29 protein-coding genes and 1 pseudogene are annotated in these 24,848 nt (G+C 67.2%); 10 read left to right on the top strand and 20 right to left on the bottom strand.

Annotated elements, in window-relative coordinates:
- Positions 1 to 34: 34 nt before the first annotated feature.
- Genes C5E41_RS02160 through C5E41_RS33155 form a run of 9 tightly spaced genes read right to left on the bottom strand, consistent with a single transcriptional unit; the run spans position 35 to position 7,578 of the window.
- Complete coding sequence (locus C5E41_RS02160; protein WP_104374102.1) at positions 35 to 646, bottom strand: V-type ATP synthase subunit D; 612 nt, start codon at positions 644 to 646, stop codon at positions 35 to 37.
- Positions 646 to 2,076 (bottom strand): V-type ATP synthase subunit B, encoded by a 1,431-nt coding sequence (locus C5E41_RS02165; RefSeq protein WP_258080666.1) that lies wholly within the window; start codon positions 2,074 to 2,076, stop codon positions 646 to 648. Before C5E41_RS02165 ends, C5E41_RS02160 begins: the two co-directional genes overlap by 1 nt.
- Positions 2,073 to 3,782, bottom strand: coding sequence for a V-type ATP synthase subunit A (locus tag C5E41_RS02170; protein WP_104374103.1), 1,710 nt, complete (start codon positions 3,780 to 3,782; stop codon positions 2,073 to 2,075). Before C5E41_RS02170 ends, C5E41_RS02165 begins: the two co-directional genes overlap by 4 nt.
- Complete coding sequence (locus C5E41_RS02175; RefSeq protein WP_104374104.1) at positions 3,779 to 4,306, bottom strand: hypothetical protein; 528 nt, start codon at positions 4,304 to 4,306, stop codon at positions 3,779 to 3,781. The genes C5E41_RS02170 and C5E41_RS02175 overlap by 4 nt, the downstream gene beginning before the upstream one ends.
- Positions 4,303 to 4,521, bottom strand: coding sequence for a V-type ATP synthase subunit F (locus tag C5E41_RS02180; protein WP_104374105.1), 219 nt, complete (start codon positions 4,519 to 4,521; stop codon positions 4,303 to 4,305). The genes C5E41_RS02175 and C5E41_RS02180 overlap by 4 nt, the downstream gene beginning before the upstream one ends.
- A gap of 1 nt (position 4,522) precedes the next feature.
- Entirely contained in the window at positions 4,523 to 4,942 is a 420-nt protein-coding gene (locus C5E41_RS02185) for an ATP synthase subunit C (RefSeq protein WP_104374106.1), read from the bottom strand.
- Positions 4,936 to 6,306: a V-type ATPase 116kDa subunit family protein gene (locus C5E41_RS02190; protein ID WP_258080667.1), complete on the bottom strand. Its 1,371-nt coding sequence runs from the start codon at positions 6,304 to 6,306 to the stop codon at positions 4,936 to 4,938. Before C5E41_RS02190 ends, C5E41_RS02185 begins: the two co-directional genes overlap by 7 nt.
- Positions 6,293 to 7,213, bottom strand: coding sequence for a hypothetical protein (locus tag C5E41_RS02195; protein ID WP_104374107.1), 921 nt, complete (start codon positions 7,211 to 7,213; stop codon positions 6,293 to 6,295). Before C5E41_RS02195 ends, C5E41_RS02190 begins: the two co-directional genes overlap by 14 nt.
- Complete coding sequence (locus C5E41_RS33155) at positions 7,210 to 7,578, bottom strand: hypothetical protein (RefSeq protein WP_146097438.1); 369 nt, start codon at positions 7,576 to 7,578, stop codon at positions 7,210 to 7,212. Before C5E41_RS33155 ends, C5E41_RS02195 begins: the two co-directional genes overlap by 4 nt.
- 753 nt (positions 7,579 to 8,331) lie before the next feature.
- On the opposite strand from C5E41_RS33155, the gene C5E41_RS02205 reads away from it, so the two are divergent.
- The 6 genes from C5E41_RS02205 (at position 8,332) to C5E41_RS02225 (ending at position 14,524) form a co-directional block, all read left to right on the top strand.
- Positions 8,332 to 8,883 (top strand): Chromate resistance protein ChrB, encoded by a 552-nt coding sequence (locus C5E41_RS02205; protein WP_181063050.1) that lies wholly within the window; start codon positions 8,332 to 8,334, stop codon positions 8,881 to 8,883.
- A 25-nt stretch (positions 8,884 to 8,908) separates the two neighbouring features.
- Positions 8,909 to 9,523 carry a phosphatase PAP2 family protein gene (locus C5E41_RS02210; RefSeq protein ID WP_104374109.1) on the top strand — a complete coding sequence of 205 codons (615 nt, stop codon included), beginning with the start codon at positions 8,909 to 8,911 and terminating at the stop codon, positions 9,521 to 9,523.
- Positions 9,520 to 10,713 carry an MFS transporter gene (locus C5E41_RS02215; RefSeq protein ID WP_104374110.1) on the top strand — a complete coding sequence of 398 codons (1,194 nt, stop codon included), beginning with the start codon at positions 9,520 to 9,522 and terminating at the stop codon, positions 10,711 to 10,713. Before C5E41_RS02210 ends, C5E41_RS02215 begins: the two co-directional genes overlap by 4 nt.
- A 481-nt stretch (positions 10,714 to 11,194) precedes the next feature.
- Positions 11,195 to 11,422, top strand: coding sequence for a hypothetical protein (locus tag C5E41_RS33160; protein ID WP_146097439.1), 228 nt, complete (start codon positions 11,195 to 11,197; stop codon positions 11,420 to 11,422).
- A 299-nt stretch (positions 11,423 to 11,721) separates the two neighbouring features.
- A complete protein-coding gene (locus tag C5E41_RS02220) occupies positions 11,722 to 11,991 on the top strand; it encodes an SHOCT domain-containing protein (protein ID WP_104374111.1) in 270 nt (89 codons plus the stop codon).
- A 145-nt stretch (positions 11,992 to 12,136) separates the two neighbouring features.
- Positions 12,137 to 14,524 carry a heavy metal translocating P-type ATPase gene (locus tag C5E41_RS02225; protein ID WP_104374112.1) on the top strand — a complete coding sequence of 796 codons (2,388 nt, stop codon included), beginning with the start codon at positions 12,137 to 12,139 and terminating at the stop codon, positions 14,522 to 14,524.
- Between the two features lie 106 nt (positions 14,525 to 14,630).
- Here the strand turns inward: C5E41_RS02225 and C5E41_RS02230 are convergent, their stop codons facing one another.
- The gene (locus C5E41_RS02230; RefSeq protein WP_146097440.1) at positions 14,631 to 14,999 is read right to left on the bottom strand and encodes a hypothetical protein; all 369 of its coding nucleotides are present in this window, start codon (positions 14,997 to 14,999) and stop codon (positions 14,631 to 14,633) included.
- A 65-nt stretch (positions 15,000 to 15,064) separates the two neighbouring features.
- Between C5E41_RS02230 and C5E41_RS02235 the strand changes: the two genes are divergently transcribed.
- Positions 15,065 to 15,298, top strand: coding sequence for a hypothetical protein (locus C5E41_RS02235; RefSeq protein WP_104374114.1), 234 nt, complete (start codon positions 15,065 to 15,067; stop codon positions 15,296 to 15,298).
- A gap of 224 nt (positions 15,299 to 15,522) precedes the next feature.
- On the opposite strand, the gene pspAB is transcribed toward C5E41_RS02235, so the two are convergent.
- From pspAB to C5E41_RS02285, 9 genes and pseudogenes are all read right to left on the bottom strand, one after another.
- On the bottom strand, positions 15,523 to 16,098 hold the full coding sequence (gene pspAB, locus C5E41_RS02245; protein ID WP_104374116.1) for a PspA-associated protein PspAB: 576 nt from the start codon (positions 16,096 to 16,098) through the stop codon (positions 15,523 to 15,525).
- Positions 16,099 to 16,105: 7 nt separating this feature from the next.
- The gene (htpX, locus tag C5E41_RS02250) at positions 16,106 to 17,020 is read right to left on the bottom strand and encodes a zinc metalloprotease HtpX (protein WP_104374117.1); all 915 of its coding nucleotides are present in this window, start codon (positions 17,018 to 17,020) and stop codon (positions 16,106 to 16,108) included.
- Positions 17,021 to 17,025: 5 nt separating this feature from the next.
- Entirely contained in the window at positions 17,026 to 17,304 is a 279-nt protein-coding gene (gene pspAA, locus C5E41_RS02255; protein ID WP_104374118.1) for a PspA-associated protein PspAA, read from the bottom strand.
- Positions 17,301 to 18,041: a PspA/IM30 family protein gene (locus C5E41_RS02260; RefSeq protein WP_104374119.1), complete on the bottom strand. Its 741-nt coding sequence runs from the start codon at positions 18,039 to 18,041 to the stop codon at positions 17,301 to 17,303. Before C5E41_RS02260 ends, pspAA begins: the two co-directional genes overlap by 4 nt.
- A gap of 427 nt (positions 18,042 to 18,468) precedes the next feature.
- A pseudogene (locus C5E41_RS34725) lies at positions 18,469 to 18,600 on the bottom strand (ABC transporter permease); the annotation flags it as partial.
- Positions 18,601 to 18,825: 225 nt separating this feature from the next.
- Positions 18,826 to 19,008, bottom strand: a complete 183-nt coding sequence (locus tag C5E41_RS02270) for a hypothetical protein (protein ID WP_104374121.1) — start codon at positions 19,006 to 19,008, stop codon at positions 18,826 to 18,828.
- A 15-nt stretch (positions 19,009 to 19,023) separates the two neighbouring features.
- Complete coding sequence (locus tag C5E41_RS02275; protein ID WP_104374122.1) at positions 19,024 to 20,043, bottom strand: YncE family protein; 1,020 nt, start codon at positions 20,041 to 20,043, stop codon at positions 19,024 to 19,026.
- 83 nt (positions 20,044 to 20,126) lie between these two features.
- Positions 20,127 to 21,476 (bottom strand): ATP-binding protein, encoded by a 1,350-nt coding sequence (locus tag C5E41_RS35675; RefSeq protein WP_104374123.1) that lies wholly within the window; start codon positions 21,474 to 21,476, stop codon positions 20,127 to 20,129.
- Complete coding sequence (locus tag C5E41_RS02285) at positions 21,473 to 22,171, bottom strand: response regulator transcription factor (protein WP_104374124.1); 699 nt, start codon at positions 22,169 to 22,171, stop codon at positions 21,473 to 21,475. Before C5E41_RS02285 ends, C5E41_RS35675 begins: the two co-directional genes overlap by 4 nt.
- A gap of 109 nt (positions 22,172 to 22,280) precedes the next feature.
- Here C5E41_RS02285 and C5E41_RS02290 point away from each other — a divergent pair, with 109 nt between their 5' ends.
- Positions 22,281 to 23,267 (top strand): DUF1259 domain-containing protein, encoded by a 987-nt coding sequence (locus C5E41_RS02290; RefSeq protein ID WP_104374125.1) that lies wholly within the window; start codon positions 22,281 to 22,283, stop codon positions 23,265 to 23,267.
- Between the two features lie 9 nt (positions 23,268 to 23,276).
- Positions 23,277 to 23,645 carry a hypothetical protein gene (locus tag C5E41_RS02295; protein WP_104374126.1) on the top strand — a complete coding sequence of 123 codons (369 nt, stop codon included), beginning with the start codon at positions 23,277 to 23,279 and terminating at the stop codon, positions 23,643 to 23,645.
- Positions 23,646 to 23,707: 62 nt separating this feature from the next.
- Here the strand turns inward: C5E41_RS02295 and C5E41_RS02300 are convergent, their stop codons facing one another.
- Positions 23,708 to 24,004 carry a DDE-type integrase/transposase/recombinase gene (locus C5E41_RS02300; RefSeq protein WP_104374127.1) on the bottom strand — a complete coding sequence of 99 codons (297 nt, stop codon included), beginning with the start codon at positions 24,002 to 24,004 and terminating at the stop codon, positions 23,708 to 23,710.
- 5 nt (positions 24,005 to 24,009) lie between these two features.
- On the opposite strand from C5E41_RS02300, the gene C5E41_RS02305 reads away from it, so the two are divergent.
- The gene (locus C5E41_RS02305) at positions 24,010 to 24,846 is read left to right on the top strand and encodes a site-specific integrase (protein ID WP_258080668.1); all 837 of its coding nucleotides are present in this window, start codon (positions 24,010 to 24,012) and stop codon (positions 24,844 to 24,846) included.
- Positions 24,847 to 24,848 lie beyond the last annotated feature (2 nt).

Raw genomic sequence — 24,848 nt, forward strand, 5'->3', positions numbered from 1 at the left:
AAGTGCCCCACTCATCCGTGCAGGTAAAAGACGTTCACACCCGGCCGACGTTCGGCCGACGCAGAAACGGTATCTGCTCGGACCGCTCACGCTCCTCGAGCGCGAGTTCCAGTTCGGCCAGCGCCGCCCGCAGTTGTGGAATTCGACGGTGTCGCAATGCCTGCACGCGCACCCGAGTGACGGCGAGTTCGTGGTCGACGATGCGGGTGGCCGCCTGCGCGGTGGCATGCGCAGCTGCCGCGCGGATCGCATCGCGAGCGGCTGCAGCAGCCGCCGGTAACGCCGCACCGGTGGTTATCGTATCGGCGTCGACAGGCGGGAATACGCATTCGGCCTTCGCCGGGTAGCGAACGCCGACCGTCGTTCCGGCGGTGACCGCCACATCACAATGGCGGGTCGTTGTCGCCAGCGCGAGCGCCCGACGCCCACCGGACAGGGCCGCGCGCTGGTACCACGCCAGCGCTGTCTCATTCGCCACAGTCCACTCCGCCCGCGTCGCTTCACACTCGGCAAGAAGCATCCGGTGCTCCTTTTCCAGGAGTGCCTGTTTCTGTTCGAGCAGTGACACCGCGGTCATCGCGGCGTCGAGGCGTTCGCGAAGCCATAGTCGTCCCGCTCGGCCGGGAGGAACACGCAAGGCCGCCATCAGCCGACGCCATGTGAGGCGAGTAGATCTTCGGGCAGCATTGTCAGTGCGGCACTGGGCAATTCGAGCAGAATCCGCCAGGCTCGCTCCAAGGTGTCGTCGAGAGTGCGACTTTCGGCACCGCCCTGCGCCACGAGCCCGCGCCGAAACCCTTCGTCGAAGTCCAGATACGCGTGATCGGCAGCGGTCAAAGCGTCGGCACCGATCAGTTCGGTGAGTTCGCGCACCTGTCTCGCCCGGGCCAGGGCGGCGAATATTTGCGCAGCCACCGGCAGGTGATCCGCACGTGTATGCCCGGTCCCGACCCCGTGGCGCATCAACCGCGACAGCGAGGCCAGTGCGTCGACCGGCGGGTACACACCGCGTGCGTGTTCTGTCGCCGACAGCACGATCTGGCCTTCGGTGATATAGCCCGTGAGATCTGGTACCGGGTGCGTGATATCGCCTCCGGGCATCGTCACCACCGGAACCAGAGTCACCGACCCGAGCTCACCGCGGATCCGGCCGCAGCGTTCGTACATCGAAGCGAGATCGCTGTACAGATAGCCCGGATAGGCTCGGCGACTGGGGATTTCACCGCGAGCCGAGGACACTTCCCGCAACGCCTCACAATAGTTGGTCATATCTGCGAGGACGACCAGCACATGCCGCCCGCCCGATTCGCCGAACGCCAACTGTTCGGCGATCGTCAACGCGATCCTCGGTGTCAGAATGCGTTCGACCACCGGATCGTCCGCGAGATTGAGCAACAACACCAATTGCCGCGCCGCCCTGCGCTCCGCGAGCGCATCGCGGACGAAGGCGGCGTCGGCATGGGTCACCCCCATCGTCGCGACCACGACGCAGAACGATTCCCCGCCGGTGCCACTGTGCGCGGCGATCTGGCATGCCAGTCGTAGATGCGGCAGACCCGGCGGCGAGAATATCGGCAGCTTCTGCCCCCGTACGAGCGTGGTCAGCGCGTCGATGACCGAGACACCCGTCAGGACGGGCTCGACAGGAGCTTCCCGTCGAACCGGATTGAGCGGGGCACCGGCCACCGGCATCTGCGCACCGGTGACCGGTGGACCACCATCGAGGGGCGCGCCACGACCGTTGCACACCCGCCCGAGCCACTGCGGACCGACGGGGATTTCGTAAGGCGCACCGGTGAATTCGGCGCGGACGGAGGCGGGGTCCATGCCCGCGGTTCCCTCCAGCATCTCCACCACGGCGATATCCTGAGCGACATCCAGCACCACTCCGTGCCGCACCTCACCATCGCCCAGCCTCACCCGCACGAATTCGTCCCACCCCACCCCCTCCAACCCGGACACCACCAGCAACGGGCCTCGCATTTCCCGCACGCGCGTGTACTCGACCCAGGTGCGAGGCGACGTGCGCCCGGACCGCATCGGCGTGACCGTCGGCTGATCTCCGGCTGCTGTCATGTCAATTCCCCGATCCGGTCCAGAATCTCATCCCGCAGGCGCGCGACCTCGATGGTGTCGTCCGGGCCGGTTGTTTCGCGAGCTCGCACCAAAGTTCCGAAATCCAACTCCTCGACGCGCTCCGGTGCGACACCGCGCGCGACGGCCTGCCGGCAGCGATCGATCACCGTCAGCACGGCGTCGGCCAGCGCCACGGTCTTGGCCATCGCACAATGAGAATCGTTGGCCGACAGCGCGTTCTGCGTGAGCAGTCCCTCGCTCAGCAGGCGGCCGGCCAGCACGGTCACCCGTTGATCCGGCGGAAGCGCGTCCAGTCCGACCAATTCGGTCAGCGTCGCGATTCGATCGGCTTCCGCGAGCAGCGCGACGACCTGTCCACGGCGCTCGCCCCACGCGGAATCCCCCGCCTGTTCGTATCCGGCGCCCACGGTATCGACGTCGTAGGAAAACGATGCCTCCCAGGAGACCGCGGGATAGTGCCTGGAGTAGGCCAGTTCCCGGTCGAGACTCCATCGGCAACGGACGAATCGCTCGGTCTGCGCGGTCACCGGCTCGGACAGGTCGCCGCCCGGCGGCGACACCGCCCCGATAATCGTCACCGAGCCGGACCTTTCGCCCAGAGTTCGCACCGCACCCGCTCGCTCGTAGAAGGCGGCCAAGGCCGACCCCAGGTCGGCCGGGTAGCCCTCTTCCGCCGGCAACGCTCCCAGCCGAGAAGCGAACTCGCGCAGAGCCTCCGCCCACCGCGAGGTCGAATCCGCGACGACCACGGCGTGGTAGCCCATGTCCCGGAAGTACTCGGCCACCGTGACCCCGGTATAGACACTGGCCTCTCGTGCCATCATCGGCATATTGGAGGTGTTGGCGATGATGACGGTGCGCTCGATCAGCTTTCCGCCACTGCGCGGGTCGCCGAGAGTGACCAACTCGTCGATGATGTCGGCCAGCTCGTTTCCCCGCTCACCGCAACCCACATAGACGATCACATCGGCATCGCACCACTTGGCGATCTGCTGCAGCAGCATTGTCTTACCAGTTCCGAAACCTCCTGGCACACCGACTGTTCCGCCCTTGAGAACCGGAAACAACAGATCGACGACGCGCTGACCGGTGAGCAGCGGCTCCGCACCGTTCGCCGTCCCACTGTGGGGGCGCGCGAGCCGAACCGGCCACCGCTGAGCGATCCGCACCGGCCGGCCGCCGACTCGTGCCACCGACTCATCGGTCGGGTAATCCCCCTCTGCCACAATCATTTCCACGTCACCGCTCACTCCCGGAGGGACGAGCACGCGATACTCCACCGGTCCGCTGTCGGTCAATACACCGAGCACGGTCCCCTGACCTGCCGCGGCGCCGATCTCGACGGCTGGACGAAAACGGTATCGCCGCGTCGCAGGCTGATCGGCGCCTCTCGGCGCAAGCCAGGTCGGCGCATCCGCCAACGGCCGCAACAGCCCGTCGAAGATGCCGCCGAGCAGCTGTGGTGCCAGCGAGACCGACAGTGGTGCGTACAACGGGGCAACGATCGCGCCAGGTCTCAAACCGCCCGTATATTCGAATGCCTGGACCGTCACTCGCTCTTCGTCGATGTGAACGATTTCCGCCGGCAGCGCATCGTCGCCCAGGGCCACCAGGTGGCTCATCGCCATCCCGGGAAAACCGCTCACCTCCACCAGCGGTCCGGATACGCGCAGCACGACGCTCATGACCAGAGCCCGGCGATATCGGTTTCGACCTGTTCGACCGCGCGTGCCGCGATTGCGCTCAGTCGCAGATCGAGCACCCGGCCCCGCGACCGTGCCACGATGCCTCCGGCCGGATCGTCCTCGACGGTGAGTTCCGGGCCGAGTACCCGACCGGCCGCCGCGCACAATGTCTCGCGCAGTGCCGCGTAGCCAGGCTCGTCCCGTAGGTCGAGCACCGCCGTGGTCGCAGCCGCACGCCAGTGGTCGTAGGCCCGGCACTGTGCGGCCAGCACCATGTTCTGTCCTCGCTCAGCGGCGCGGTGGCGTCGGCGGGCCAGCTCAGCGACTGCGCGTGCCCGTCCCGCCGCCACTGCCCCCGCGGTGATCGCCTCACATTCAGCCGCGGCCCGGGCGTGCCGGGCGTCGGCGTAGGCGCAGGCTTGACGGAGAACGTCTTCGGCGTAATCGCGTGCACGGCGGAGAATGTCGGCGCGCAACGGCGACAAGGCGGCGTCGGCAGAAACGGCGGAATCGGGCGCGTTCATTCTGGCATCACCACCGTCAAGGGGCCGCCGTCACGCTGTTCCGCGGTGAGCGATCCGGCAGCCGCCTCGGTCAGAATCACCAACGCCGTGCGCGCGTCCAGTGCGGACCATGCACGCCGAACCGTCTCCGCGTCGGTCGCCGGCCAGATGGTGGCACCGGCCAGCGCATAGCCCTGGACCCGCCCAGGATCGCCGATGACCACGACGGTACCCATGTCATGCCTTCGCGATCAGCATGACAGCAACGATCAGCCCGTAGATCGCGATACCTTCGGCGAGCCCGACGATCACCATTGCGCGCCCGAACAATTCGGGCCGTTCACTCAACGCGGCCAGGGCCGCAGCCCCCGTGTAGGCGACCGCGATTCCGGCAGCCACCGACGAGCCGGCCACCGCGATCGCGGCGGCGATCAGGGCGGCCCCGTTCGCGCTCGACGACGCGCCGGCCGCCGTCGTCACGGCCGCTGCCGGACCCGACGATGCGGCCACTACGACCGCCACCGCGCCCGCGATCAGCAGACCACACGCGAGGCCGGCCGCGAGGGCCACCGCACGACGGCTCGGACGACGTAGTACCAACGTGCCGGCCACGCAGGCGACGATGAGTAGCGGCAACGAAACTATCCAAGTCAGCACGACGCACTCCTTGCATCGATTCCCGGAATTCGCCAGGGCGTGTACGGCCGCCCCGTTCCCACGAAGACCCGGGAGAACAGTTCGTAGAATTCGAGTCTGAGCGCCTGCACACCCGCGATCAACAGCTCGAGCGCAAACGCGACGGCATTACCGATCACGAAAATGGCAGCGGCAAGGACTATTTCGGCGCCGCCCCCGGCGGCCACCGCCGTGGTGGCCCGCCAGACCAGCCAACCCAACGCGGCATGGGTCATCCCGAACGCCGCCAGCCGGGCGAACGAAATCGTGTTCGCTCCCAGATGCATGACCAGATCGACGACCCCGACGCCGGAACGAACCATCCCGGCACTCCCGCCGCCGGCTTCGGCGAACATGCCGATCGTCGACATGACCAGCCCCGCACCGGCCAGCACCGCACCGGCGACCACGACCGGCAACCGATGCGACAGCACTCCGCCCGTGATCACACCGAGCCCCAAAAATGTTGTCGCTCCCGCGATCCCGGACGAGGAGTACAGCGCGAGCCGCAGTCCGCCTTCTCGCCACCGGTTCGTGGTCCCGATCGCGTAGGAAATCGCCAGCAGGACCGCACCCGCTGCGATGGCGGCGATCATGAGTTGCACCGGCCGCTCGAGCGGGCTCAGCCACAGCACGGGCAGGATGCCGGTGGGACCGAAGAACTCTCCGTACAGCAAGCCGAATCCCGTCGCCGCGATCCCCGCACCGGCCACGAACATCCACAGCCGTCGTAACCCGGCGAATCGTCGCGGGCGGCCCGTGGCCAGCAGCAGCGCCGCAGCGATCAGCAGCGCGCCGTGGCCCGCGTCGCCGAACATCATCCCGAACATCACGACATAGGCCAGCCCAGCCGCAACGGTCGGATCGATATCCGCGTACGGAACAGTCCCGTATATCCGCAGCAGCGGCGCGAATGCCCGTTTCATCGGCGATCGGCCCCCCAACCAGGTCGGCGGGTCGATACCGGCGGGTGGCCGCATGCCCACCACGGCGGCGCCCAGAGGTTGCAGTCGACCGCGCAGCACTTCGACCTCGGAGGCCGGGCACCACCCCGCCAAGGCCGCCACTTCACCCCGGCGAACCGCCACCTCCGACAGGGACCGCAGCTGAGCCTCGCCGGACATCGCTTCGGTGCGACCGTCTTGCCCGGACGCGATCGCATCCGGCTCGGCACCCCCCGGCGCCATCATTGCGCCGGATCCGGAATCACTCCAGGCGCCGGTATCACCGAAGTCCACCACTCCGGCCTGCGCCACCCGAAGCAGCACACCACGCAACGCGTCGGCCGAAGCGACCAATGCCACCCTCTGCATGCGCACCGGCATGAGCGAGTCATGCCAGCTCATCGCGGGCCCCGATCCCGGCTACCCCTGCCGCTACTTCGAGCGCCGAGCGAACTCGCCACACATCGGCTATCGAAACGGCAAATGCGCCGACCGGCTTGTCGGGCCCGAACCGACTGCCGGCCAGCAGATGCGCCCCGTCCGTTTCGACGCGGATCCACCACCGGACCTCACCGCGCCACAGCTGCGACGGCGTATCCAAGCCGTCGAGAACCCATCGTGCACGGGCCGGTAGCACCGCGACCAGCGCAGGCAATTCCTCCTTGTCCACCGCGGCAGACCCCAGCAGGAGCGCGGCCGAACGCAACGCCGGGCCGGGTAGCGGCGACCGTTGCAGCACATGACGCCGGGCGACCACCAGGGCAGCCACCCCCGCCGCCCAGTCGCGTGCACCACCGGCCACCGAGCCCATTCGAGTCGCCCACGCGAGGACCGCCGAATCGGCGATGTCCGCGGGCCGGGCACTGCCGGGGTCGCCCCACACCGAACCTCGCAGTGCCTCGCGAAGCGCTGTCAGTGTCTTCGCCTCACGCAGCTGCTCCCAGGCCCAGCCGAGAGCTCCGAGTTCATATGCCGGCGTTGGTTCCCCGCCTGCGAGCGAAGAAGCCAACCCCTGGATATTCGCGGTTTCGAACCCTCCCGCCAGCGCGCGTAGCAACCGAAAACCCGCAGATGGCTGCCACCCAGCCAGAATCCGCAGATGCCACAGGACAGCCGCGGACACCACGTGTTCTGTCTCCGCGAGGTCGGCGCCGACGTGAATTCGGTGCCGAAACCCGTGGTCCAACAGCATCTGCTGAGCAGCGGCAAGAGATCCCGCCTCAGCCAGCCGGCGGGCCCCCGCGGCACCGAATCGCCGCTGAGCCAACCCCACGGCTCGCACGTCGCCCGCTACCCAGCCGATATTCATCGCACCGCCTCGAAGTCCCGGCCACCCCACTCGGCGATAAGAGTGCGCGCGGCCTGAACCACTCGATCCACGTAGCCGGGCAGGCGCTGTGCCACATGCTCGTCCGTCCGCCGCGCGACGAGTTCGGCGTCGTCGCCGGCGTCGACGGCGTCCGCGAGGCATCGCGACATCTCCTGCACCGCAACGGTTTCCACACTGTCGCGAGCACCGGCCACCATTCGGTCGGCCCGCAGATCACCGTCGCGGCGACGTTGCGCGGCTCGAGTATCCGCATCTCGCCGGATCCGCTGGGCCTCGTTCTCGACCGGATCGAGAAGAACCAGAATGGGCCGCAACTCATCAGCGGCGACTCGCGCGCGATCCACCGGCACTCCTCGGGCCGCTGCGGCGCCCGGCGCTGCGGCGGCTCTGAACCGGTCGAGGAAATCGCTCCAGCGAGGCATCTCGATGCCCTCCGTTCGCCGTCGACGTGACCTGCTGATTCTCATCCGCGGATAGCTTCTTCCCGTAGGGGCGCGGGTCGACGGAAGGCAGGGACCTTCTCCCCTTCTCCCCCGTCTGCCATCCCATGAATGCTGATTCCACACGTGGTGGCCGGGCGGAGAGGACTCGACGCGGCACGCCGCCACGCACAGTCGATGCCGGAGGCTATGACCGTGGAATCAGCCGAGCATCGGTCGGTCACTCAGACAAGTGGGAATTCGTTGTGACTTCGGCCCTCGGGGTCCGAATTACGAGAGCCGGAAACCGGCTCTACCAGGAAGTGTGGAGCCGCCTGGGGGAATCGAACCCCCGACCTTTTCAGTGCCGGTACAGAGGGTTACCACGGACGACTCTCAACAGTCAAGAACCTCCGAAACGGTGCATCTACCTGCACGTATGGCAATTTGCGAAAACTCTCGACACCCAAGCGTTCATCCACTCACACTCGACAGCAACGCAATTTGTTGTGACTTAGTTGTGAGGCCTCTGATCAGTCCGCCCGGCGTGTCATGGCGCGACACGCCGGATCGAAAAGCAACCGGCAAATACTTGGCAATTTCCATGCCGCCCACACGCGGTCGCTCAGCGGGCCGCCCGCTACAGAACAATCCGTAACGCCTGTTACATTCCTCTTCGTGACAAAGAATGAGACGGTCACGCGGTGGCTGGTTCTGCTGGTACGAGTGCCGGCGGAGCCGTCGCGGCATCGGGTGGCTGTGTGGCGTGAACTGCGGCGCGTGGGCGCTCTGCAGGTCGGACAGGGCGTGTGGGTGGTGCCCGATGTTCCGGTGTTCGCCGAGGGAGTCGCACGGGTGATCGCGTTGGCGCAACGCGGGGAGGGTGAGGTGCTGGCGCTCGATGCCAGGGGTCATGCCGACACCGACACCACCCGACTGGAGGCGATGTTCACGGGAGAGCGCACCGAGGAGTGGGCCGAGTTCCTGGCCGATTGCACCCGGTTCGATGCCGAGATCGACAAAGAGATCGCCAAGGCCAAGTTCACGATGGCCGAGCTCGAGGAGGAGGAGCAGAGCCTGGAACGACTCCGGCGCTGGCATCGGGACATCAAGGCGCGTGATGTGTTCGGCGCCCCTGCGGCTGTCGTAGCCGAGCAACAGCTCGAGCATTGCTCCGATCGGTTGGCCGACTACACCGAGCGGGTCTTTCGAGCCCTGCACCAGATGTGAGCCCAGCCCTGGAACAGAGGAGCCGATGAGCGTCGATACGCGAATCTTCTACGATGTCAACGACTTTGCGCGCGATACGCCGTGGCTGCATCCGATCGTGTCCGGCTACGCCGACTACGGGGTGGTGCTGTTCGCTCTGCTGCTGATAGCCGGATGGTGGACCGCCCGCCGCGACGCCGATTTCGCCCGGATGGTGGCGGCGGTGTGGGCGCCGCTGGGCGTACTGGCCGCGCTCGCGGTCAACCAGCCGATCGCCGCCGCCGTTGACGAGACCCGGCCGTGTAATGCGTTGCACGACATCGTGGTTCTGCACTGCAGTACCGATGCCGGGTTCCCCAGCGACCACGCGGTCATGGTCGGCGCGGTCACCGCGGGATTGTGGCTGGTGCAACGACGCCTCGCGGTACTCGCCGCCGTGGCCGCGGTGGTCATGGCGTTCGCTCGGGTGTACATCGCCGCGCATTACCCGCAAGACGTACTCGCCGGCCTCGCCCTCGGAGCTGTGATCAGTTTTCTCGGGTTCTACCTCGCACGGCCACTGCTGGCGCGGCTTGTCGCTCTTGCCGCTCGTACTCCGCTGCACGTTCTGCTCACCAGCACCGGCGCCGAACCTGCAGGCACGCAACACGAGTCGCGATGACCGCTCTACCCGGCGATCGACCCGACGCGAGACGAGCCCGGCTGTGGCCGTTGTACGCGGCCGGGTTCGTGACCGCGTTCGGCGCGCACAGCATCGCTGCCAGCCTCGCCGGATACACCGGGCAAGAGCATGCCAGCCTGCTCACCCTCGGATTGCTTCTGGCTGTGTACGACGGGGCGGAGGTACTGCTCAAACCCGTATTCGGCACGCTGGCAGACCGCGTCGGCGCACGCCCCGTGCTGCTTGGTGGGTTGGTAGCGTTCACGCTCGCGTCCGCCGCATTCGTGCTGGTCGGCAATCCAGGCCTGGTCGGTGTCGCGCGATTCGGTCAAGGCGCGTCCGCTGCCGCGTTCTCCCCGGCCGCCGGGGCTATGGTCGCCCGCCTGACCCCCGCCGCCGCACACGGACACGCCTTCGGAAGCTACGGCGCGTGGAAAGGACTGGGCTACACCCTGGGCCCGCTGTTGGGCGGCATCCTCGTCACCGTCGGGGGCTATGACATGCTCTTCACCGCACTCGCGGCGCTCGCCGCCATAGTGGCGGTATGGGCGGCGGTCACCGTGCCCGCCACCGAGGTCATGCCGAAAAAACGCCAGACGGTTGTAGATTTGGCACGCCGCCTCAGCAGCGGCTCGTTCCTGCGCCCGACCGCCGCTCTGGCAGGAGCCACCGCCGCTCTCGCGGTGGGAGTCGGATTCTTACCCGCGGTCGGCGCCCGCCACGGCCTGGGCCCGCTGGCCACCGGCGCCGTAGTGTCGGTACTCGCCGCCACCGCCGCGCTGGTTCAACCACGCGTCGGACGTGCCCGCGACATGGGACGACTGAGGGACCGATCCGGCATGGCCACCGGGCTCCTGCTAGCCGCCGTCGGGACCTCCGCCGCCGCGCTCCTGCCCGGGGTAACGGGTACGGTGTGCGCTGCGGTGATCCTCGGTGCCGGTGCCGGTGTGATCACTCCCCTCGGATTCGCGCACCTGGCGGCGACGAGCCCGTCCGACCGACTCGGTCAGACCATGGGAGCCGCCGAGCTCGGCCGCGAACTCGGCGACGCGGGCGGTCCGCTTCTCGTCGGCATCGTCGCCACCGTCGCCACACTCGGTGCCGGCCTGCTCGCTCTCGCCGCCCTCCTCGCCTGCCTCGCCGCAGCGATAGTCCTCACCGCACGAAAAACCACCCTCTCATCTTCCTGACCACTTCCGAGCCGTGCTTGCCACACAGCAGACGCGGTCCGACCCCAGGTTGCCGGTTCCGGGCGGTTAGCGCAGATAGGACATGACAGTCATCATTCCGGGTTCATCAGCTGGGCGCTCACGGCCGGCCAGGCCAGCAGCGTGGGCCCTGCGAGGCTGGGGCGTCGGTCAGCACGAAGACACAGAGATGAGCGGCCGAGCGCTGGTGAGGTGTACCGCGCTGGTGGGCGTGGTGCTGGTCGGCATACGATCCAGCCGGCACCGCCGAGAAGGAATGGCCGAGCACAGCGTTACCTCCGGCCTCGGCCGTGCTTGCCTCGGCGCGGCCACGGGGTCACCGACGGCGGTATCGGGCCGCTCGGGGTGGGTCTTTCGGCCCTGGGCCGAAGGTCTGGACGGCTCTGTCCGGCCAGACGCGCCCGGGGCAAGGTGAGGGTGAACTCGAGCGACCGGCTCGAGCATCTGATGCAGGGAGTTCGCGATGGGCGCACAAGAGCCATCGACAGGCTGGGGGCAGCGGCGCGCGCAAGGGTCCGGGCATCGCGGGCACGGCGCGATGATGATCGCCTGCTGTGCGCTGATCATCGCGATCGCGCTGGTCCTGGTCGTCACCGGGGTGATGCCGTCGGGGTTTCTGCTCGTCGCGCTGGGCTGCACGCTTATGACGGCCGTGATGATGGCTGACGTGGGCCACCCCGGCCGGAATTGAGCACCCCGTGTTGCCCCGCTCGCGCCGGGTAGCGCATGTAGCAGTGCCTGTCCGGCACGGGCAGGTGAAGCAAGGAGAGCAACCACGATGGACATGCAATCGCCGATGAGGCAGATCATGCATTCGATCATGATGTGGCTGCATCAGCAAGGAATCTGCCCGATGCCGATGCAGATGTGAGTTCTCCCGCAGCCGGACGGGACTGCGGTCCTCCTGCTCGGTGCCGTTCGGCCGTATTCATACGCGACTCGGACCGGCACCGTGAACAGCAATCACCGAAGGACGCGAAGGAGACGGCGATGATGATGTGGTACGGCAACGGCATGAGCGGCTGGGGCTATGCCTTCATGATCATCGGCATGGTGATCTTCTGGGCGCTCATCGGGGCCGGCATCGTGGCCCTGATCCGCTACAGCGGCAACAGCAGCTCAACCATCCCGAACACACCCCCGCAACAGCACGGGCCCAGCCCCCAACAGATCCTCGCCGAACGCTACGCGCGCGGGGAGATCGACGAGGAGGAATACACCCGGCGCACGAAAACGCTCGGCACCGGCACAGCCGCGTAACCGAGGCCGGGCACCGACGATGTAAAGAAACGCTCCGGCGCTCCCCGAGGCGCCGCCGCGGTCCGGCCTTCACGGCAAGGCTACCGCACTATACCCCCGAGGGGTATAGTGCGGTTTGTCGGTGAGAACGAGCGAGGAGACAGGGATGGTCGGCGAATCCGGGCGTAGCACCGCGGTGTTGGATGTCAGTGGCGTGGGTTGGGCCAGTCAGCAGAATGTGGTGACCGCGGTGCTCGGGCGCCGCCCGGGTGTGGTGTCGGTGGAGCCGAATCCGGTGGCGCAGACCGCGACGGTGATCTTCGACCCGCACCGCACCTCGCTGGCCGAGCTGCGTCATTGGGTGCGAGAGTGCGGCTTTCACTGCGCCGGGCAGTCCGTGCCCGCTCACGTCTGCGACCCGATGCTCGAGCCGGGCACACACCCGCCCACGCCAGATCACCGACCGGCCGGCGCCACAGCACCCGCACGTGCCGCCGGCCACGCCGACCATGCCGCGATGGACCATGAAGCGCACGCCGGACACGCGGGTCACGCCGGTCATGCGGGGATGTCGATGGCGGCGATGGCCGCCGACATGCGTAACCGGTTCGTTGTGGCGGCGGTGTTCTCGCTGGCGGTGATGGCGTGGTCGCCGATGGCCACCGACATGGTCGGGCTGCATCTGCCGACGCCTTTCGGTATGCGCCAAGACATTTGGGCGCTGCTGCTGAGCCTGCCGGTGATCTTCTACTCCTCGACCATCTTCTTCACCGGCGCGGTGCATGCGCTGCGGGCCCGCACGCTGGACATGATGGTGCTGGTCGCTGTCGGTATCGGCGCGGGCTGGCTGTATTCGCTGGCGATCACCCTCACCGGTGGCGGTGAGGTGTTCTACGAAGCGTCGACGATGCTGGCCACGTTCGTGCTGCTGGGACACTGGTTCGAGATGCGCGCCCGCGGTGGCGCCAACGACGCGATCCGCACCCTGCTGGATCTAGCGCCCCCGAAAGCGCTGGTGATCCGCGACGGAGCCGAGGTCGAGATCCCCACCTCCGAGGTCGTCGTCGGTGACGTGCTGCTGGTGCGGCCGGGGGCGAAGATCGCCGTCGACGGGGTCGTCACCGACGGTGACAGCGAGGTCGACGAATCGATGGTCACCGGTGAGAGCCTGCCGGTGCACAAGCAACCCGGATCCCCGGTGATCGGCGCCACCATCAACGCCAACGGCACCCTACGGGTGCGCGCCACCAAGATCGGCGCTGACACCGCGCTCGCCCAGATCGTCAATCTCGTTCAGCAGGCCCAGAACTCGAAGGCTCCTGGACAGAAGTTGGCCGATCGCGCCGCGTTCTGGCTGGTGTTGGTCGCTCTGCTCGGCGGTGGGCTGACCTTGGGGGTGTGGCTGCTGGCCGGGGCGAGCTTCGCGAAGGCGATGCTGTTCGCGATCACCGTGGTCGTGATCACCTGCCCCGACGCGCTCGGCCTGGCGACCCCGACCGCAATCATGGTCGGCACCGGACTCGGCGCCGGGCGTGGTGTGCTGTTCAAAAACGCGATGGCTCTGGAGTCCTCGGCCCGCGTGCAGGTGGTCGTGATGGACAAAACCGGCACCCTCACCAAGGGAGAACCCGAAGTCACCGAGATCGTCACCGACGGTTACCCCGGCGAGGACACCGAACTGCTGGGTCTGCTCGCCGCCGTCGAACGAGAATCCGAACACCCCCTGGCCCAGGCCGTCGTCGGCTACGCCCACGCCCACGGCGCCACCACCGCGACAGCGGAGCAATTCGAGAACGTGCCCGGCCACGGCGCGATCGCCACCGTGAACGGGCGCCGCGTCGTGATCGGCAACCGGCGCCTGTTCGAACGCGAAGGAATCGAGCTGGGCGAGCTGGCCACCGCCCGAGACCGACTCGCCGGCAGCGGTCACACCGCCGTGCTGGCCGCCGTCGACGACAAGGCCGCTGCGGTGATCGCCATCGCCGACGCACCCCGCGACACCTCCGCCGCCGCAGTCGGTGAACTACACGACCTCGGCATCGAAGTCGTCATGCTCACCGGCGACAACCAAGCCACCGCCGACCGCATCGCCGCCACCCTCGGCATCGACACCGTGATCGCCGAAGTCCTGCCCGGCGACAAAGCCGCACGCATCGCCGAACTCCAAGCCGGCGGCCGCAAGGTCGCCATGGTCGGCGACGGCGTCAACGACGCCCCCGCCCTCGCCCAAGCAGACCTCGGCATCGCCATCGGCGCCGGCACCGACGTCGCCATCGAAACCGCCGACCTGGTACTCATGCGATCCGATCCCCTCGACGTGCCGACCGCACTACGCATCGGCCGCGGCACCCTGCGCAAAATGCACCAGAACCTCGCCTGGGCCGTCGGCTACAACACCCTCGCCCTGCCCATCGCCGCCGGAGTTTTCGAACCACTCATCGGACTCACCCTGCGCCCGGAAATCGCCGCTATGTCCATGTCCGGCTCCAGCATCATCGTCGCCCTCAACGCCTTGGCCCTTAAACGACTCCACCTCCCCGACCACACCGGATAATGCCGAAGCGCATCGACGCGATCAGCCCCCCGGCCGGTGACGCGGCGTGCTTGCGCTGCTGCACTGATCGAAAGCCGCTCCGGCGGACGCCGGCACGGCTCGGTGGTCACTGCCCCCGGGAAGAAGGTGTGGCAGCGGCGGCGAAAAACAGCGGCAAGGCCAGCATCAACCGGTCGTTGCGACCCCGATGGGTTTGCTCGGCGATCCAACCGTCCGCCTGCTCACGGGTGACTGCCCCGGCAGCGCGCGCATTCTCGGCGAGCCCCGAAAGCATCGGCACCATCAGCGCATCAACGAACACGACAGTGCGAACCTCCACAGTGACGTCGGTGAAACCGTTGTCCAGCAACAAATTTCGGTAGCCACGGGCAACGCGAGGACTGACGACGACGCTCGCCCTGGCCGTCACAATCGTACGAGTCAGGTCCGGGTCGCCGGAGTCGATGATGAACGATTCCCAGTCCTGCCCGACCAATACGACACGTCCCCCGGGCGCCAGCACCCGCCGCGCTTCGGTAAGTGCGGCAGCAGGATCGGCGGATGGCCACGACAGCGCCGAACACCCGCCGCGCCACCCTGCGCCGCCACCGCGATCAACTCACCGCCACCATCACCGCCGCGCAGACCGCCCTGGCGATCGTTGAGGGCGCATTGAGCTGCGAACACGACGACTTCACAGCCTGTCCGCACTTCCGCGCCACCGTGACGGACCGCATCAGCCCCAACCCGCCCCCACACGTCCCGGCGGCGCACCGGGGGCTGCGGCGAGCGTGACCAGCTCGCACGGCTACTCCTCGCCACAAGCCGCCGCGGCCAGAGCAGCGGGGACCCGCAATTAATGCCACGCACATTGAGGCGAGGCTACGTCGATGAGGATGCAGCCACGAGCATCCCGGTCGATGTCCAGGTTTGTGCTGGCAATTCTCGCCTCAAACAACTGCCGGGCCCCGACGTTTTGCCCGTGCCTGACAGCCATGTCGAAACGCCGTGCTGTGTTTTCACGGCACAGGCGCATCCCACAGTGGGAACCAGCGCTCGAGTTCGGCTTCGATGGGGAGTTCGCCGGAAAGTGCTGCGCGGGTCTGGAGTTCGAGGGTGTTGTCGCGGCGTTGCTCGCCGGACGGCGCGAACGGGTAGATGGTGCCCCGTTTGAACAGGTAAACCAACCCGAGCCGGTGTGGCGGGAGGTCAGCGGTGGCGAAGCCGATGACGGTACACAGCAGGTTCGGCCCGAAACCGTTGTCGGACAAGGTGGAATTGATCGCGTGCAGCGCGGTCACCAACGCGGACAGGTCGGCAGTGTCTTGCCGGCAGGTGATCCAGGTGTAGCCGAATTCATCGATCGTCACCGACACTGCGACGGTCGGCTCGAGGTGCAGCAGATCGAAGATCTCCGCCTCGGACTGTCTTGCGCCGGCGCCCTCGGCCTGTTTGAAGCACACGGCCCCAGCCCCGGTTGGGTGGACGTCCAGCGCCGCCTGCAGAGTGTAGGCAGCGGGTGGAACAGCGAACAGTACATCGAGATTCGGCTGCACCGGCCTGGTGCGGCCCAGCAGCGCGTTGAGGAATCCCATCTCGATTTCAGCTCTCCTGCCCGAGTTCGGTAGCCAGTGCGCCGAGCTGGTCCAGTCGCTGCTGGAGGCTCGGATGGGTGGACAGTAGCGTCGACCAGGTGGCGCCGGCGCCCAGCGCGGGGGCGAAGAAGAACGCATTGAACGGCTGCTCGGTACGCAGGTCACGACTGGGAATGCGACCGATGTCCCCGCTGATCTTGGTCAGCGCCGAGGCAAGCTCCGACGGGCGGCCGGTGAGGATCGCCCCGGCCCGGTCGGCGGCCAGCTCGCGATACCGTGACAGCGCTCGGATCAGCAGGAAGCTGATCGCGTAGACGGCCGCGGAGACCGCCATCACGGCTAGAACGACGAGAAACAGGTTGTCGCCGTCACGACGATCCCGGCCGCCACCGCCGAACATTGCGGAGTACAGCGTGAATCGTGCGATCAGGCCCGCGAGCACGCCCATGAACGATGCCGTGGTCATCACCACCACATCCCGGTGCGCGATGTGCGAAAGCTCATGCGACAGCACACCATCGAGCTCATCGGCGTCGAGCCGCTGCAGCAGGCCGGTAGTGACGGCGATGACAGCGCGGCGAGGGCTGCGACCGGTGGCGAACGCGTTGGGCATATCGAGGTCCGCGATAGCGACCTGCGGTTTGGGCATGTTCGCGGTGGCACAGAGCCGGTCGATGATGCCGTGCAACTGCGGCGCCTCCTCCGCGGTGACGACGCGAGCCCGCATCGCGTACAGAGCGATCCGGTCGGAGAACCAGAACTGCGCGAACAGCAGCCCACCCACGATCACCACGATCAGCACGACCGACTTGATCAACACCACCAGCGCCGCGATGAACGCGACATAGATCAAGCCGAGCAAGAACATGGTCAATCCCATGCGGGCCGTGAGCCGATGGTCCGGCCGGAAACGGGTACGCATGGCAGTTATCCCGGAATCAGTCCGTCGTCGCGCAGCATCGCGCGAACCTCGGACAGCGGCATGTCCGCACTGGGAAGCACCAGCTCCGAGGCGACCAGCGCATCGTCGGCTACCGGGGTGGCAAGATCCCGGACCGTGGCCAGCATACGGCGCAGCACGAGCGAGAATCCGGTGTCGTCGCCCGCGTCGGCGGCCTGCAGCAGCTCGTCGTCGAGTTCGTTGAGGTCGCTGAGGCGGGCGTCGTCGAGGGTGTATTGACCTTCGCCGAGAATACGAACGATCATGATTTCGGCCTTTCTTGCGCATTCGCCTCGATCGCCGGCGTAAGCGAGCTTTTCAGTTGCGCCAGTTCGGCATCGACTCCGCTGCTGCGGCCTGCGTCGAGTGCGGCCTGGATGTCGTCATGCCGGCCGACCGGGGCGGTGGCATCCTCCAAGGCACCGGAGGCGATCAGCTCGTCCAGCGCTTGCGAGCGCGAGCTCATCTGTGCGGTCTTGTCCTCGGCCCGCTGGATCGCCAGCCCGACATCGCCCATCTCCTCCGAGATGCCGGTGACAGCCTCGCTGATCTTGGTTTGCGCCTCGGCGGCGGTATAGGTGGCCTTGATGGTCTCCTTGCGGGTCCGGAACGCCTCCACCTTCGCCTGCAATCGTTGCGAGGCGGTGGTGAGCTTGGCCTCCTGGGCGGCCAGGTCGTCGTACTGCGGCCGCAGCTGCTCGATCTGGGCAAGCGTTGCCGCGCGCCGAGTCAGCGCCTCCCGGGCCAGGTCGTCGCGACCTTGGGCGACCGCCTGCTGCGCCTGGCTCTGCAGGCGGTCGGCGGCCTGATGAAGCTGGTTTTCCTGCAACTCGATGCGTTTGCGGCTGGTCGCGACATCGGCCAGGCCGCGCCGCACCTGCGCGAGCATCTCCAGCTGCCGCTGATACGAGTAGTCGAGCACCTCACGGGGGTCCTCGGTGCGATCGAGCAGCTTGTTCGTCTTGACCCGGAACAACAAGGCGATACGTCGAGCGATACTCACTTCTCGTCACTTCCTCACATGTAGGAGACGCTGTCTCCACTGTTGTCGCCCACAACGCTCCATGCCAGGGACCTACGGCCCAATTTCGACCGTCCGTCATATGCGCGGCCCGGTGCTCTTGGCTGGAAACTGCCGGCGAATTGCGGAGCAATAGCCTTAACGCGATCGCCTACTGAAATGCGCTGTCGAAGCGGAGCGATCACTCATGGGATCGAACAGTGAGCAGCGATGCTCGCTGCGCCGGTCCAGCTCTGCTCACGCTCTGCCCAAGCCGATTAACATATTGGACGCCCTCTCGCGCGGTCCGAAACTCAGCTGCGGTAGTTGAGATCGAGCAACCACCCGAGAGCTGTGCGCTACGCACCACCAGGAGAGTGAGGCGGAGTTCCGGGATCGTCGGGCGGGAAGCGCGGTTCGCCGAAGGGTGTCAGCGGTCGGGTAGCCGTACAAGTCGTTGGGTGTCGTCGAACAAGGCCTGTTCGGCTACGCGGGCAGTGGTGAGTGCGCCCAAGGCGGTGGCGGCGAGCAGCATGTACATGACCACGATCTGGTAGCGGATCCGGTGGCCACGCCGATGGTGGCCGCGCGGGCCGCGTGCGGCAGACCGGCACCGCGCCGTGCGGCGACTTGCCCCGCGATGACGATCATGACCAGGACCCAGCCGAGAGCGCCGGGCAACCCGGTGTGCCGGAACAGGATCAGCAAGAGGCAATGGCGGCGGCCACCGCCACCAGTGCCAGCGACGTCGCCGCCCCGCCCCAACCGGGTACCGAAAGGCCCGCTGTCACTTCGTGTTCCGTGGTTCGAGCGGGCGGGAACTACGGGTCAGCCGCCCTTGGTGAAGCGACCAGATCGTGTCGGCGACGCCGTCGACGAAGTCGGTGTCGTGGCTGACCAGCACGACGGTGCCGCCGTCGCGGGTGTGGGTACGGATGAGTTCGGCGACCGCGGTGGCGGTGGCAGACATGGGTTCCAAACAGGTTCAGCTGGTGGGCTCGAATTCCCACAGCACCGCAGTGCCATCGGCGCCCTTCGGGATCGGTAAATAGCAGCGGTGGGTAGCCGGGTCCACCGCCAGCGAATGGGCGCCATCGGCCACATGCGCGGCGCCGACCGCGACAGTGCGGCCGTCGCGGCGGTCGAACACACTGACCCAGCCGCTTTCGGCCGCGACATACACCCGGTGCGCGCCCGGGTCGTAGACCAGCACGTCGGGGGTCTCGCCAACCGGGTCGCGGCCGGTCACGGCGCCGGTGGCCAGGTCCACGGTGACCATGGCCGCACCTGCCGCGCAGCCGACGAACATCACTCGGTCGGCCGCGTCGAGGGCTTGCCCGTGCGGATCATCACAGCCTGGAGTCGGAATGCGTTCGGTGATAGTGGCTTTCGCGGGATCGATCAGCGCCAGATCGTCGCGGCCGTGCACTGCGACCATCATCCGGTCGGTGACCGGGTCGTAAACGACGTTGCCGACCTCCCCATCCATTGCGACGGTCGCGCGCACCGCACCGGTTTCGGCGTCGACGACGGTCTCGGTACCGGCGTGCTCGTTGGTCGTCCACACCGCACGGCGAACCGGGTCATAGGCCAGCCCGTCGGGGTAATCGCCGGTTGGTGCGGTGAACAGGACCGCGCCGGTGTCCTCATCGATCGCGACCAGTTGATTGCGGCCGGTCGCGGTGGCGTACACACGATGAGCGTCTGCGACCACCAGCACCCCGTGCACGTCGGGCACATCAGCGATGGTGCGCACAACCCGATGGGCGCGCACATCGACCTCGACAACCTCCCCTGCACCCATATGGGCTACGAACAGCAACCCGCGCGCGGCATCGAGGGCGGTGTAGTCGAAACGAACCGGTCCACCGGTCAACGACACCTGCGCGACCCGGCGCAGCGGCAGCTCACCGGGGTGCGGAGGCCCCAGCGATGCCGAACCCGAGCAGCCGCTCACCAGAACGGCCGCGCCCAGCAACACCGCGAATGTGCGAATCGGCCGCATCAACCGTCTCTCACTCGGCCTAACCGTGGTTTCGACATTACGCCAGACTGCGGCCAGGCCGAACCATCGCCGAACCGGTCGATTCATGTGCGCGATGTACCTGCAGTCGAGGAAAAGGTGAGAGTCAGTTCCAGCCCCCCGTCCGGGTGGTTGGCTGCGGTGAGGACTGCCTGGTTGCGTGCCGCGAGAGTCGCTGCGATAGCCAGCCCCAGACCACTGCCGCCACGGGTGCGCGCGGTGTCGGCGCGAGTGAACCGTTCGAACATCGTCGGCAGGAACTCGGGAGCGACGCCCGGACCGTGGTCACGGATTGCCACGTGCACGGTCGCTGCGTCGGTGCGCGTAGCCCGGATCGAAATCGGTGGGGCACCGTGTTGGAAGGCGTTGTCGAGAATGTTGGTGAGGATGCGGTCGAGGTCATCGGGATCGGCGCGCACGCTGAGACCGGGGGCGGTGTCGATCGTGATCACCCCGGCGGCCTGGCGGTGGCGGGCGACCACAGTATCCAGGAGCGGCCCCAGCACGATGTCGGGAAGCGGTGCGTCGGGGTCGCGGGGTGTGGCGGTGGCGGTCAGCATGGCGCGCGCCAGCCGTGACAGGCGTTCCACCTCGACGAGTCCCGAGCGCAGGGCGGTGGTGAGTTCGTCGTTGCTGCGCGGGCGGCGCAGGGCGAGTTCGAGTTCGGTGGTCAGCAACCCGAGCGGAGTACGCAGTTCGTGTCCGGCGTCGGCGACGAATCGGCGCTCGCGGTCCACAGCCTCGTGCAGCCGGGCCAGTAGATCATTGAAAGTCGTTCCCAGCCGCGATATCTCGTCATGTGCACGTGGGACGGGTAGCCGGGCGGCGGTGTCGGTGTCGGTGATGGTGGCCGCGCGGGCGCGCATGCGCTCCACCGGCCGCAGCGCCGCCGTCGCCAGCAGGTAGGCGCCGATCGCTGCCGCGATCAACACCAACGGAAACCCGACGGCAAGCTCACGCGACAGGTCGGCCACGGCGGCGTCGCGGTCGGCGAGGCTCTCGGCAACTACCACAACCTTGCCGCCCGAGGTGCCGGCGGCGGCCAGACGAACCGGCCCCGCGAGCCCCGCCAATGCCGGACGATCGACGATCACCGTTCCATCTCCGACGCTGCGCAGTTCAGCCGTCGACAACGCCGCGGGCCCCGGCGGCTGCTGAGTGCTCGCCACCACTTCGCCTGTGCTGGTGATGATTTGGATCGCGGTGTCTTGACTGGGCCCGGGCAGGTCCGGTTCGGGCGAGGCCGCCGCCGGCCGCAGTTCGGCGAGCTGGTACTCCAGCGATTCCGTCACCGCGTTGTCCAGGAACGAGCGCATGTGCGTGACAGTGACGAATCCGATGACAGCCAGGACGATCGCCATCATCGCCACGAATGCGGCGGTGAGCCGGATACGGATGGGCCAACGGCGAATCATGATGCGCCACTGGCGCTTCGGCCACCATCGGGGCGCAGACGGTAGCCCGCACCGCGCACGGTTTCCAGGGAGCTGACGCCGAAGGGACGGTCGATCTTGTCACGCAAGCTGCGGATGTGCACATCGACGACGTTGGAGCGTGACTCGTAGGCGAAGTCCCAGCAGTGCTCGGTGAGCACCTCGCGAGTCAGAACCATCCCCGGCTGGCGGGCGAACATCTCCAGCAGAGCGAATTCCTTGGCGGTGAGCGTGATTTCGACGTCCGAGCGCCAGCAGCGCCGCCCGGCGGTGTCGACGCGCAAGTTCCCCAGCGACAGCACGGTCGGTCGCGGTATGGGTCCGCGCCGGATCAATGCGCGCAGACGAGCGAGAAGTTCGTCGAGGTGGAACGGTTTGGTCAGGTAGTCGTCGGCGCCCTCGTCGAGGCCGGTGACCCGGTCGGCGACCGCACCGCGGGCGGTCAGCATCAGCACCGGAACCCATACCGCTTCGCGGCGTAGCCTCCGGCACACCTCGAACCCGTCGTAGCCGGGCAGCATCACATCCAGCACGACCGCGTCATAGGCGCGGCTGACCGCTGCACCGTATCCGTCGGGCCCGTCGGCGGCCACATCGACCGCATACCCCTCCTCGGCCATGCCGCGGCGCAGCAGGGAGGCCATTTTCGGTTCGTCCTCGACGACCAGCACGCGCATGACAGACGTTCCCTTCCGGACTTCATCCTGGCTTCATGAAGAGCCGATAGACCTGTGCGTGCGGTCACAACCTCTGACCTACATCTACTCCACAACGACGGGAAACACCATGACCGGTTCCGCACAGCCCGCCCGTCGATGCGCCGCCGCGGTGGCCGCGGCGCTGCTGGTGACGGCAGTGGCGGCGTGCTCGAACACCGGAGGCGGCACCACTACCAGTTCCACTACGACCAGCACCGCGGCTCCGCACGACCACACCCCGACCGCCACCACAACCGCGGACTGGAAACCGGTCACCGACATCCTCGGCCGCACCGGCAAACTCGGCGACGGCAACACCGTGTACCGCATCCCGCTGGTGCGTTCGGACCTGCAGGTCACCACCGGCGGCGTCGCGATCAAACCCGGCCTGTCGCTCGGCGGTTACGCGGCATTCGGCAAGTACGACGACACCACTCTTCTCATGGGCGACCTCGTCGTCACCGAGGACGAACTACCCCGCGTCACCGACGCCCTGCACGCACACGGCATCGACCAAACCGCCCTGCACAAACACCTCCTCGAACAATCCCCGCCCGTCTGGTGGACCCATATCCACGCCATGGGCGACCCCGCTCAACTAGCCACAAACCTCAAAGCCGCATTGGATGCCACCGCCATCCCCGCCCCAGCGGCACCACCGGCCCAGCAACCACCCGTGGACATCGACACCGCCGGCGTCGACGCCGCGCTCGGCCGCACCGGAACCGCCGACGGCGGCCTGTACAAATTCACCATCGCCCGCGCCGAAACGATCGTCGACGACAACCACGTCGTCCCGTCGAGTTTCGGCGACACCACCACCATCAACTTCCAGCCCACCGGCGACGGCAAAGCCGCGATCAACGGCGACTTCGTCCTCACCGCAGCCGAAGTGAACCCGGTCATCCAAGCTCTGCGCAGAGGCGGGATCAACATCATCGAGGTACACAACCACTCCCTCACCGACAACCCGCGACTGTTCTACCTGCACTACTGGGCCGTCGACAACGCCGTGACCCTCGCCCACGGCCTACGCGCCGCCCTCGACGCCACACACCTCACCCCGGCCAAATAGACGCGCGCCATGACCACCACCGTCGCCGACGCAGTCATCAGCCACCCGCACATCCTGCTCACCGCACTCATCACCGGCGCGATCACACTCCCACTGGCGCTGTGGCGACTGGGACGCCACGCCTGGACCGACGCGATCGCCGTCACCCTGATCACCGGCGCAGCCGTATGGCTGTGGCGCACCAGCGCCAACCTGCCCCAACTCAACACCGACGGACTGCGCGGATTCTCCGCCAACGACTGGCTCGCACCCGTACTCACCTACGTCGCGCTATCGCTCTACACCGCGCTGCGACCCGTACGAGACCTCCACCGCTACAACCAAGCCCGCGCCCTCGCCGTGCTCGCGGCCCTCGCGGTCAACGTGATCGTCATCTGACTCGGCCGGTTGACCCCGATCGAATACGAAACCATCATGACCACAGCAGCCGAGCAGGCTGTCTAACCCCTGTCACCTGATCGTGCAGCAGCCCCCTCGGTCCGCAGTCGCCGGTTGAACGATTCGACGAAGCCGTTGTTCCAAGGCGTGCCCGGTGGAATGTAGGAGATCCCGACCCGATCCGCGCAAAACCGTTGCAGGGCAACCGAAATCATCTCCGGACCGTTGTCCATCCGCAGCATCCTCGGCGGCCCGCCGGTAGCGGCGAACACCGTCTCCAGCTCGGCGACCAGCCGCTCGGCGGTGATCGACCGTTCCACCACGTGCAGCAGAGATTCGCGGGTGTGTTCGTCGATCATCGGGCATGTTCCGCTACGCCGTCCGCAAGGGCGCACTGAGCGTCAACCCGGTTCGCGAATCACAACTCGCGAAGAACATCGAGACCAAGGGGCGCACCGGCGGAGCCCGAGACATCACCGTCGAGGAACTGCGCTTCATCCTCACCGCCGTGCGGACATCCGAACTCCCCTGTCCCCGAAAGCTTTCAAAGGCCAAAGGCACCCGCAAGACACCGGTGAAGTCCTACACCCCGCCTACCGTCGCCAACTACTGCGAAGTCGCCGACCTCGCCGACTGGGTGACGTTGCTCGCGGCAACAGGCCTGCGCCGTAGCCAAATCCTGGGCCTGCTGTGGACAGACATCGACCTCGAACGCCGAACACTTCGGACGAGCGGAAAAGTTATTCGCGTCACAGGAAAGGGCCTTCAGCGCATCGAGAAGGACGATGACCCCAAGAACCGCCGGGGAATCATCGCGTTGCCCGAGTTCGCAGTGGAGATGTTGAAGCGCCGTAGAGCCGCCCTGGCCGCACGCAGGCTGGCGTCCCCGCCCGATCCCGAGGCCGGAGTACTGGACCTCGTTTTCCCCTCAGCCGTGTGGACGCTGCGCGATCCACAGAACGTCGGCCACGAGTGGCAACGCGTCCGGGATGCGCTCGGTATCCCCGACGACATCACCGCGCACAGTTTCCGCGGCGCCGTGGCCACCATCCTCGACGACGCCGGATTGTCGGCACGAGTCACCGCGGACGTCCTGATGCACGTCGATCCGGCCACGACCCAACGGCGCTACATGGCTCGCGGACGCGCCCACCAGGCTGCTGCCGATGCGCTCGATCGCCCTGTCAGCGGAACGCGCTGACC

The sequence above is a fragment of the Nocardia nova genome, assembly GCF_002933465.1.
Taxonomy (GTDB): domain Bacteria; phylum Actinomycetota; class Actinomycetes; order Mycobacteriales; family Mycobacteriaceae; genus Nocardia; species Nocardia nova_B.

Bases quoted from the DNA above. Each gene is read 5' to 3' on its own strand.
- C5E41_RS02160 (WP_104374102.1), bottom strand. From the start codon at position 646: ATGGCGGCCTTGCGTGTTCCTCCCGGCCGAGCGGGACGACTATGGCTT.
- C5E41_RS02165 (WP_258080666.1), bottom strand. From the start codon at position 2,076: ATGACAGCAGCCGGAGATCAGCCGACGGTCACGCCGATGCGGTCCGGG.
- C5E41_RS02170 (WP_104374103.1), bottom strand. From the start codon at position 3,782: ATGAGCGTCGTGCTGCGCGTATCCGGACCGCTGGTGGAGGTGAGCGGT.
- C5E41_RS02175 (WP_104374104.1), bottom strand. From the start codon at position 4,306: ATGAACGCGCCCGATTCCGCCGTTTCTGCCGACGCCGCCTTGTCGCCG.
- C5E41_RS02180 (WP_104374105.1), bottom strand. From the start codon at position 4,521: ATGGGTACCGTCGTGGTCATCGGCGATCCTGGGCGGGTCCAGGGCTAT.
- C5E41_RS02190 (WP_258080667.1), bottom strand. From the start codon at position 6,306: ATGAGCTGGCATGACTCGCTCATGCCGGTGCGCATGCAGAGGGTGGCA.
- C5E41_RS02195 (WP_104374107.1), bottom strand. From the start codon at position 7,213: ATGAATATCGGCTGGGTAGCGGGCGACGTGCGAGCCGTGGGGTTGGCT.
- C5E41_RS02210 (WP_104374109.1), top strand. From the start codon at position 8,909: ATGAGCGTCGATACGCGAATCTTCTACGATGTCAACGACTTTGCGCGC.
- C5E41_RS02215 (WP_104374110.1), top strand. From the start codon at position 9,520: ATGACCGCTCTACCCGGCGATCGACCCGACGCGAGACGAGCCCGGCTG.
- C5E41_RS33160 (WP_146097439.1), top strand. From the start codon at position 11,195: ATGGGCGCACAAGAGCCATCGACAGGCTGGGGGCAGCGGCGCGCGCAA.
- C5E41_RS02220 (WP_104374111.1), top strand. From the start codon at position 11,722: ATGATGATGTGGTACGGCAACGGCATGAGCGGCTGGGGCTATGCCTTC.
- C5E41_RS02225 (WP_104374112.1), top strand. From the start codon at position 12,137: ATGGTCGGCGAATCCGGGCGTAGCACCGCGGTGTTGGATGTCAGTGGC.
- C5E41_RS02235 (WP_104374114.1), top strand. From the start codon at position 15,065: ATGGCCACGACAGCGCCGAACACCCGCCGCGCCACCCTGCGCCGCCAC.
- pspAB (WP_104374116.1), bottom strand. From the start codon at position 16,098: ATGGGATTCCTCAACGCGCTGCTGGGCCGCACCAGGCCGGTGCAGCCG.
- htpX (WP_104374117.1), bottom strand. From the start codon at position 17,020: ATGCGTACCCGTTTCCGGCCGGACCATCGGCTCACGGCCCGCATGGGA.
- pspAA (WP_104374118.1), bottom strand. From the start codon at position 17,304: ATGATCGTTCGTATTCTCGGCGAAGGTCAATACACCCTCGACGACGCC.
- C5E41_RS02270 (WP_104374121.1), bottom strand. From the start codon at position 19,008: ATGTCTGCCACCGCCACCGCGGTCGCCGAACTCATCCGTACCCACACC.
- C5E41_RS02275 (WP_104374122.1), bottom strand. From the start codon at position 20,043: ATGCGGCCGATTCGCACATTCGCGGTGTTGCTGGGCGCGGCCGTTCTG.
- C5E41_RS35675 (WP_104374123.1), bottom strand. From the start codon at position 21,476: ATGATTCGCCGTTGGCCCATCCGTATCCGGCTCACCGCCGCATTCGTG.
- C5E41_RS02285 (WP_104374124.1), bottom strand. From the start codon at position 22,171: ATGCGCGTGCTGGTCGTCGAGGACGAACCGAAAATGGCCTCCCTGCTG.
- C5E41_RS02290 (WP_104374125.1), top strand. From the start codon at position 22,281: ATGACCGGTTCCGCACAGCCCGCCCGTCGATGCGCCGCCGCGGTGGCC.
- C5E41_RS02295 (WP_104374126.1), top strand. From the start codon at position 23,277: ATGACCACCACCGTCGCCGACGCAGTCATCAGCCACCCGCACATCCTG.
- C5E41_RS02300 (WP_104374127.1), bottom strand. From the start codon at position 24,004: ATGATCGACGAACACACCCGCGAATCTCTGCTGCACGTGGTGGAACGG.
- C5E41_RS02305 (WP_258080668.1), top strand. From the start codon at position 24,010: ATGTTCCGCTACGCCGTCCGCAAGGGCGCACTGAGCGTCAACCCGGTT.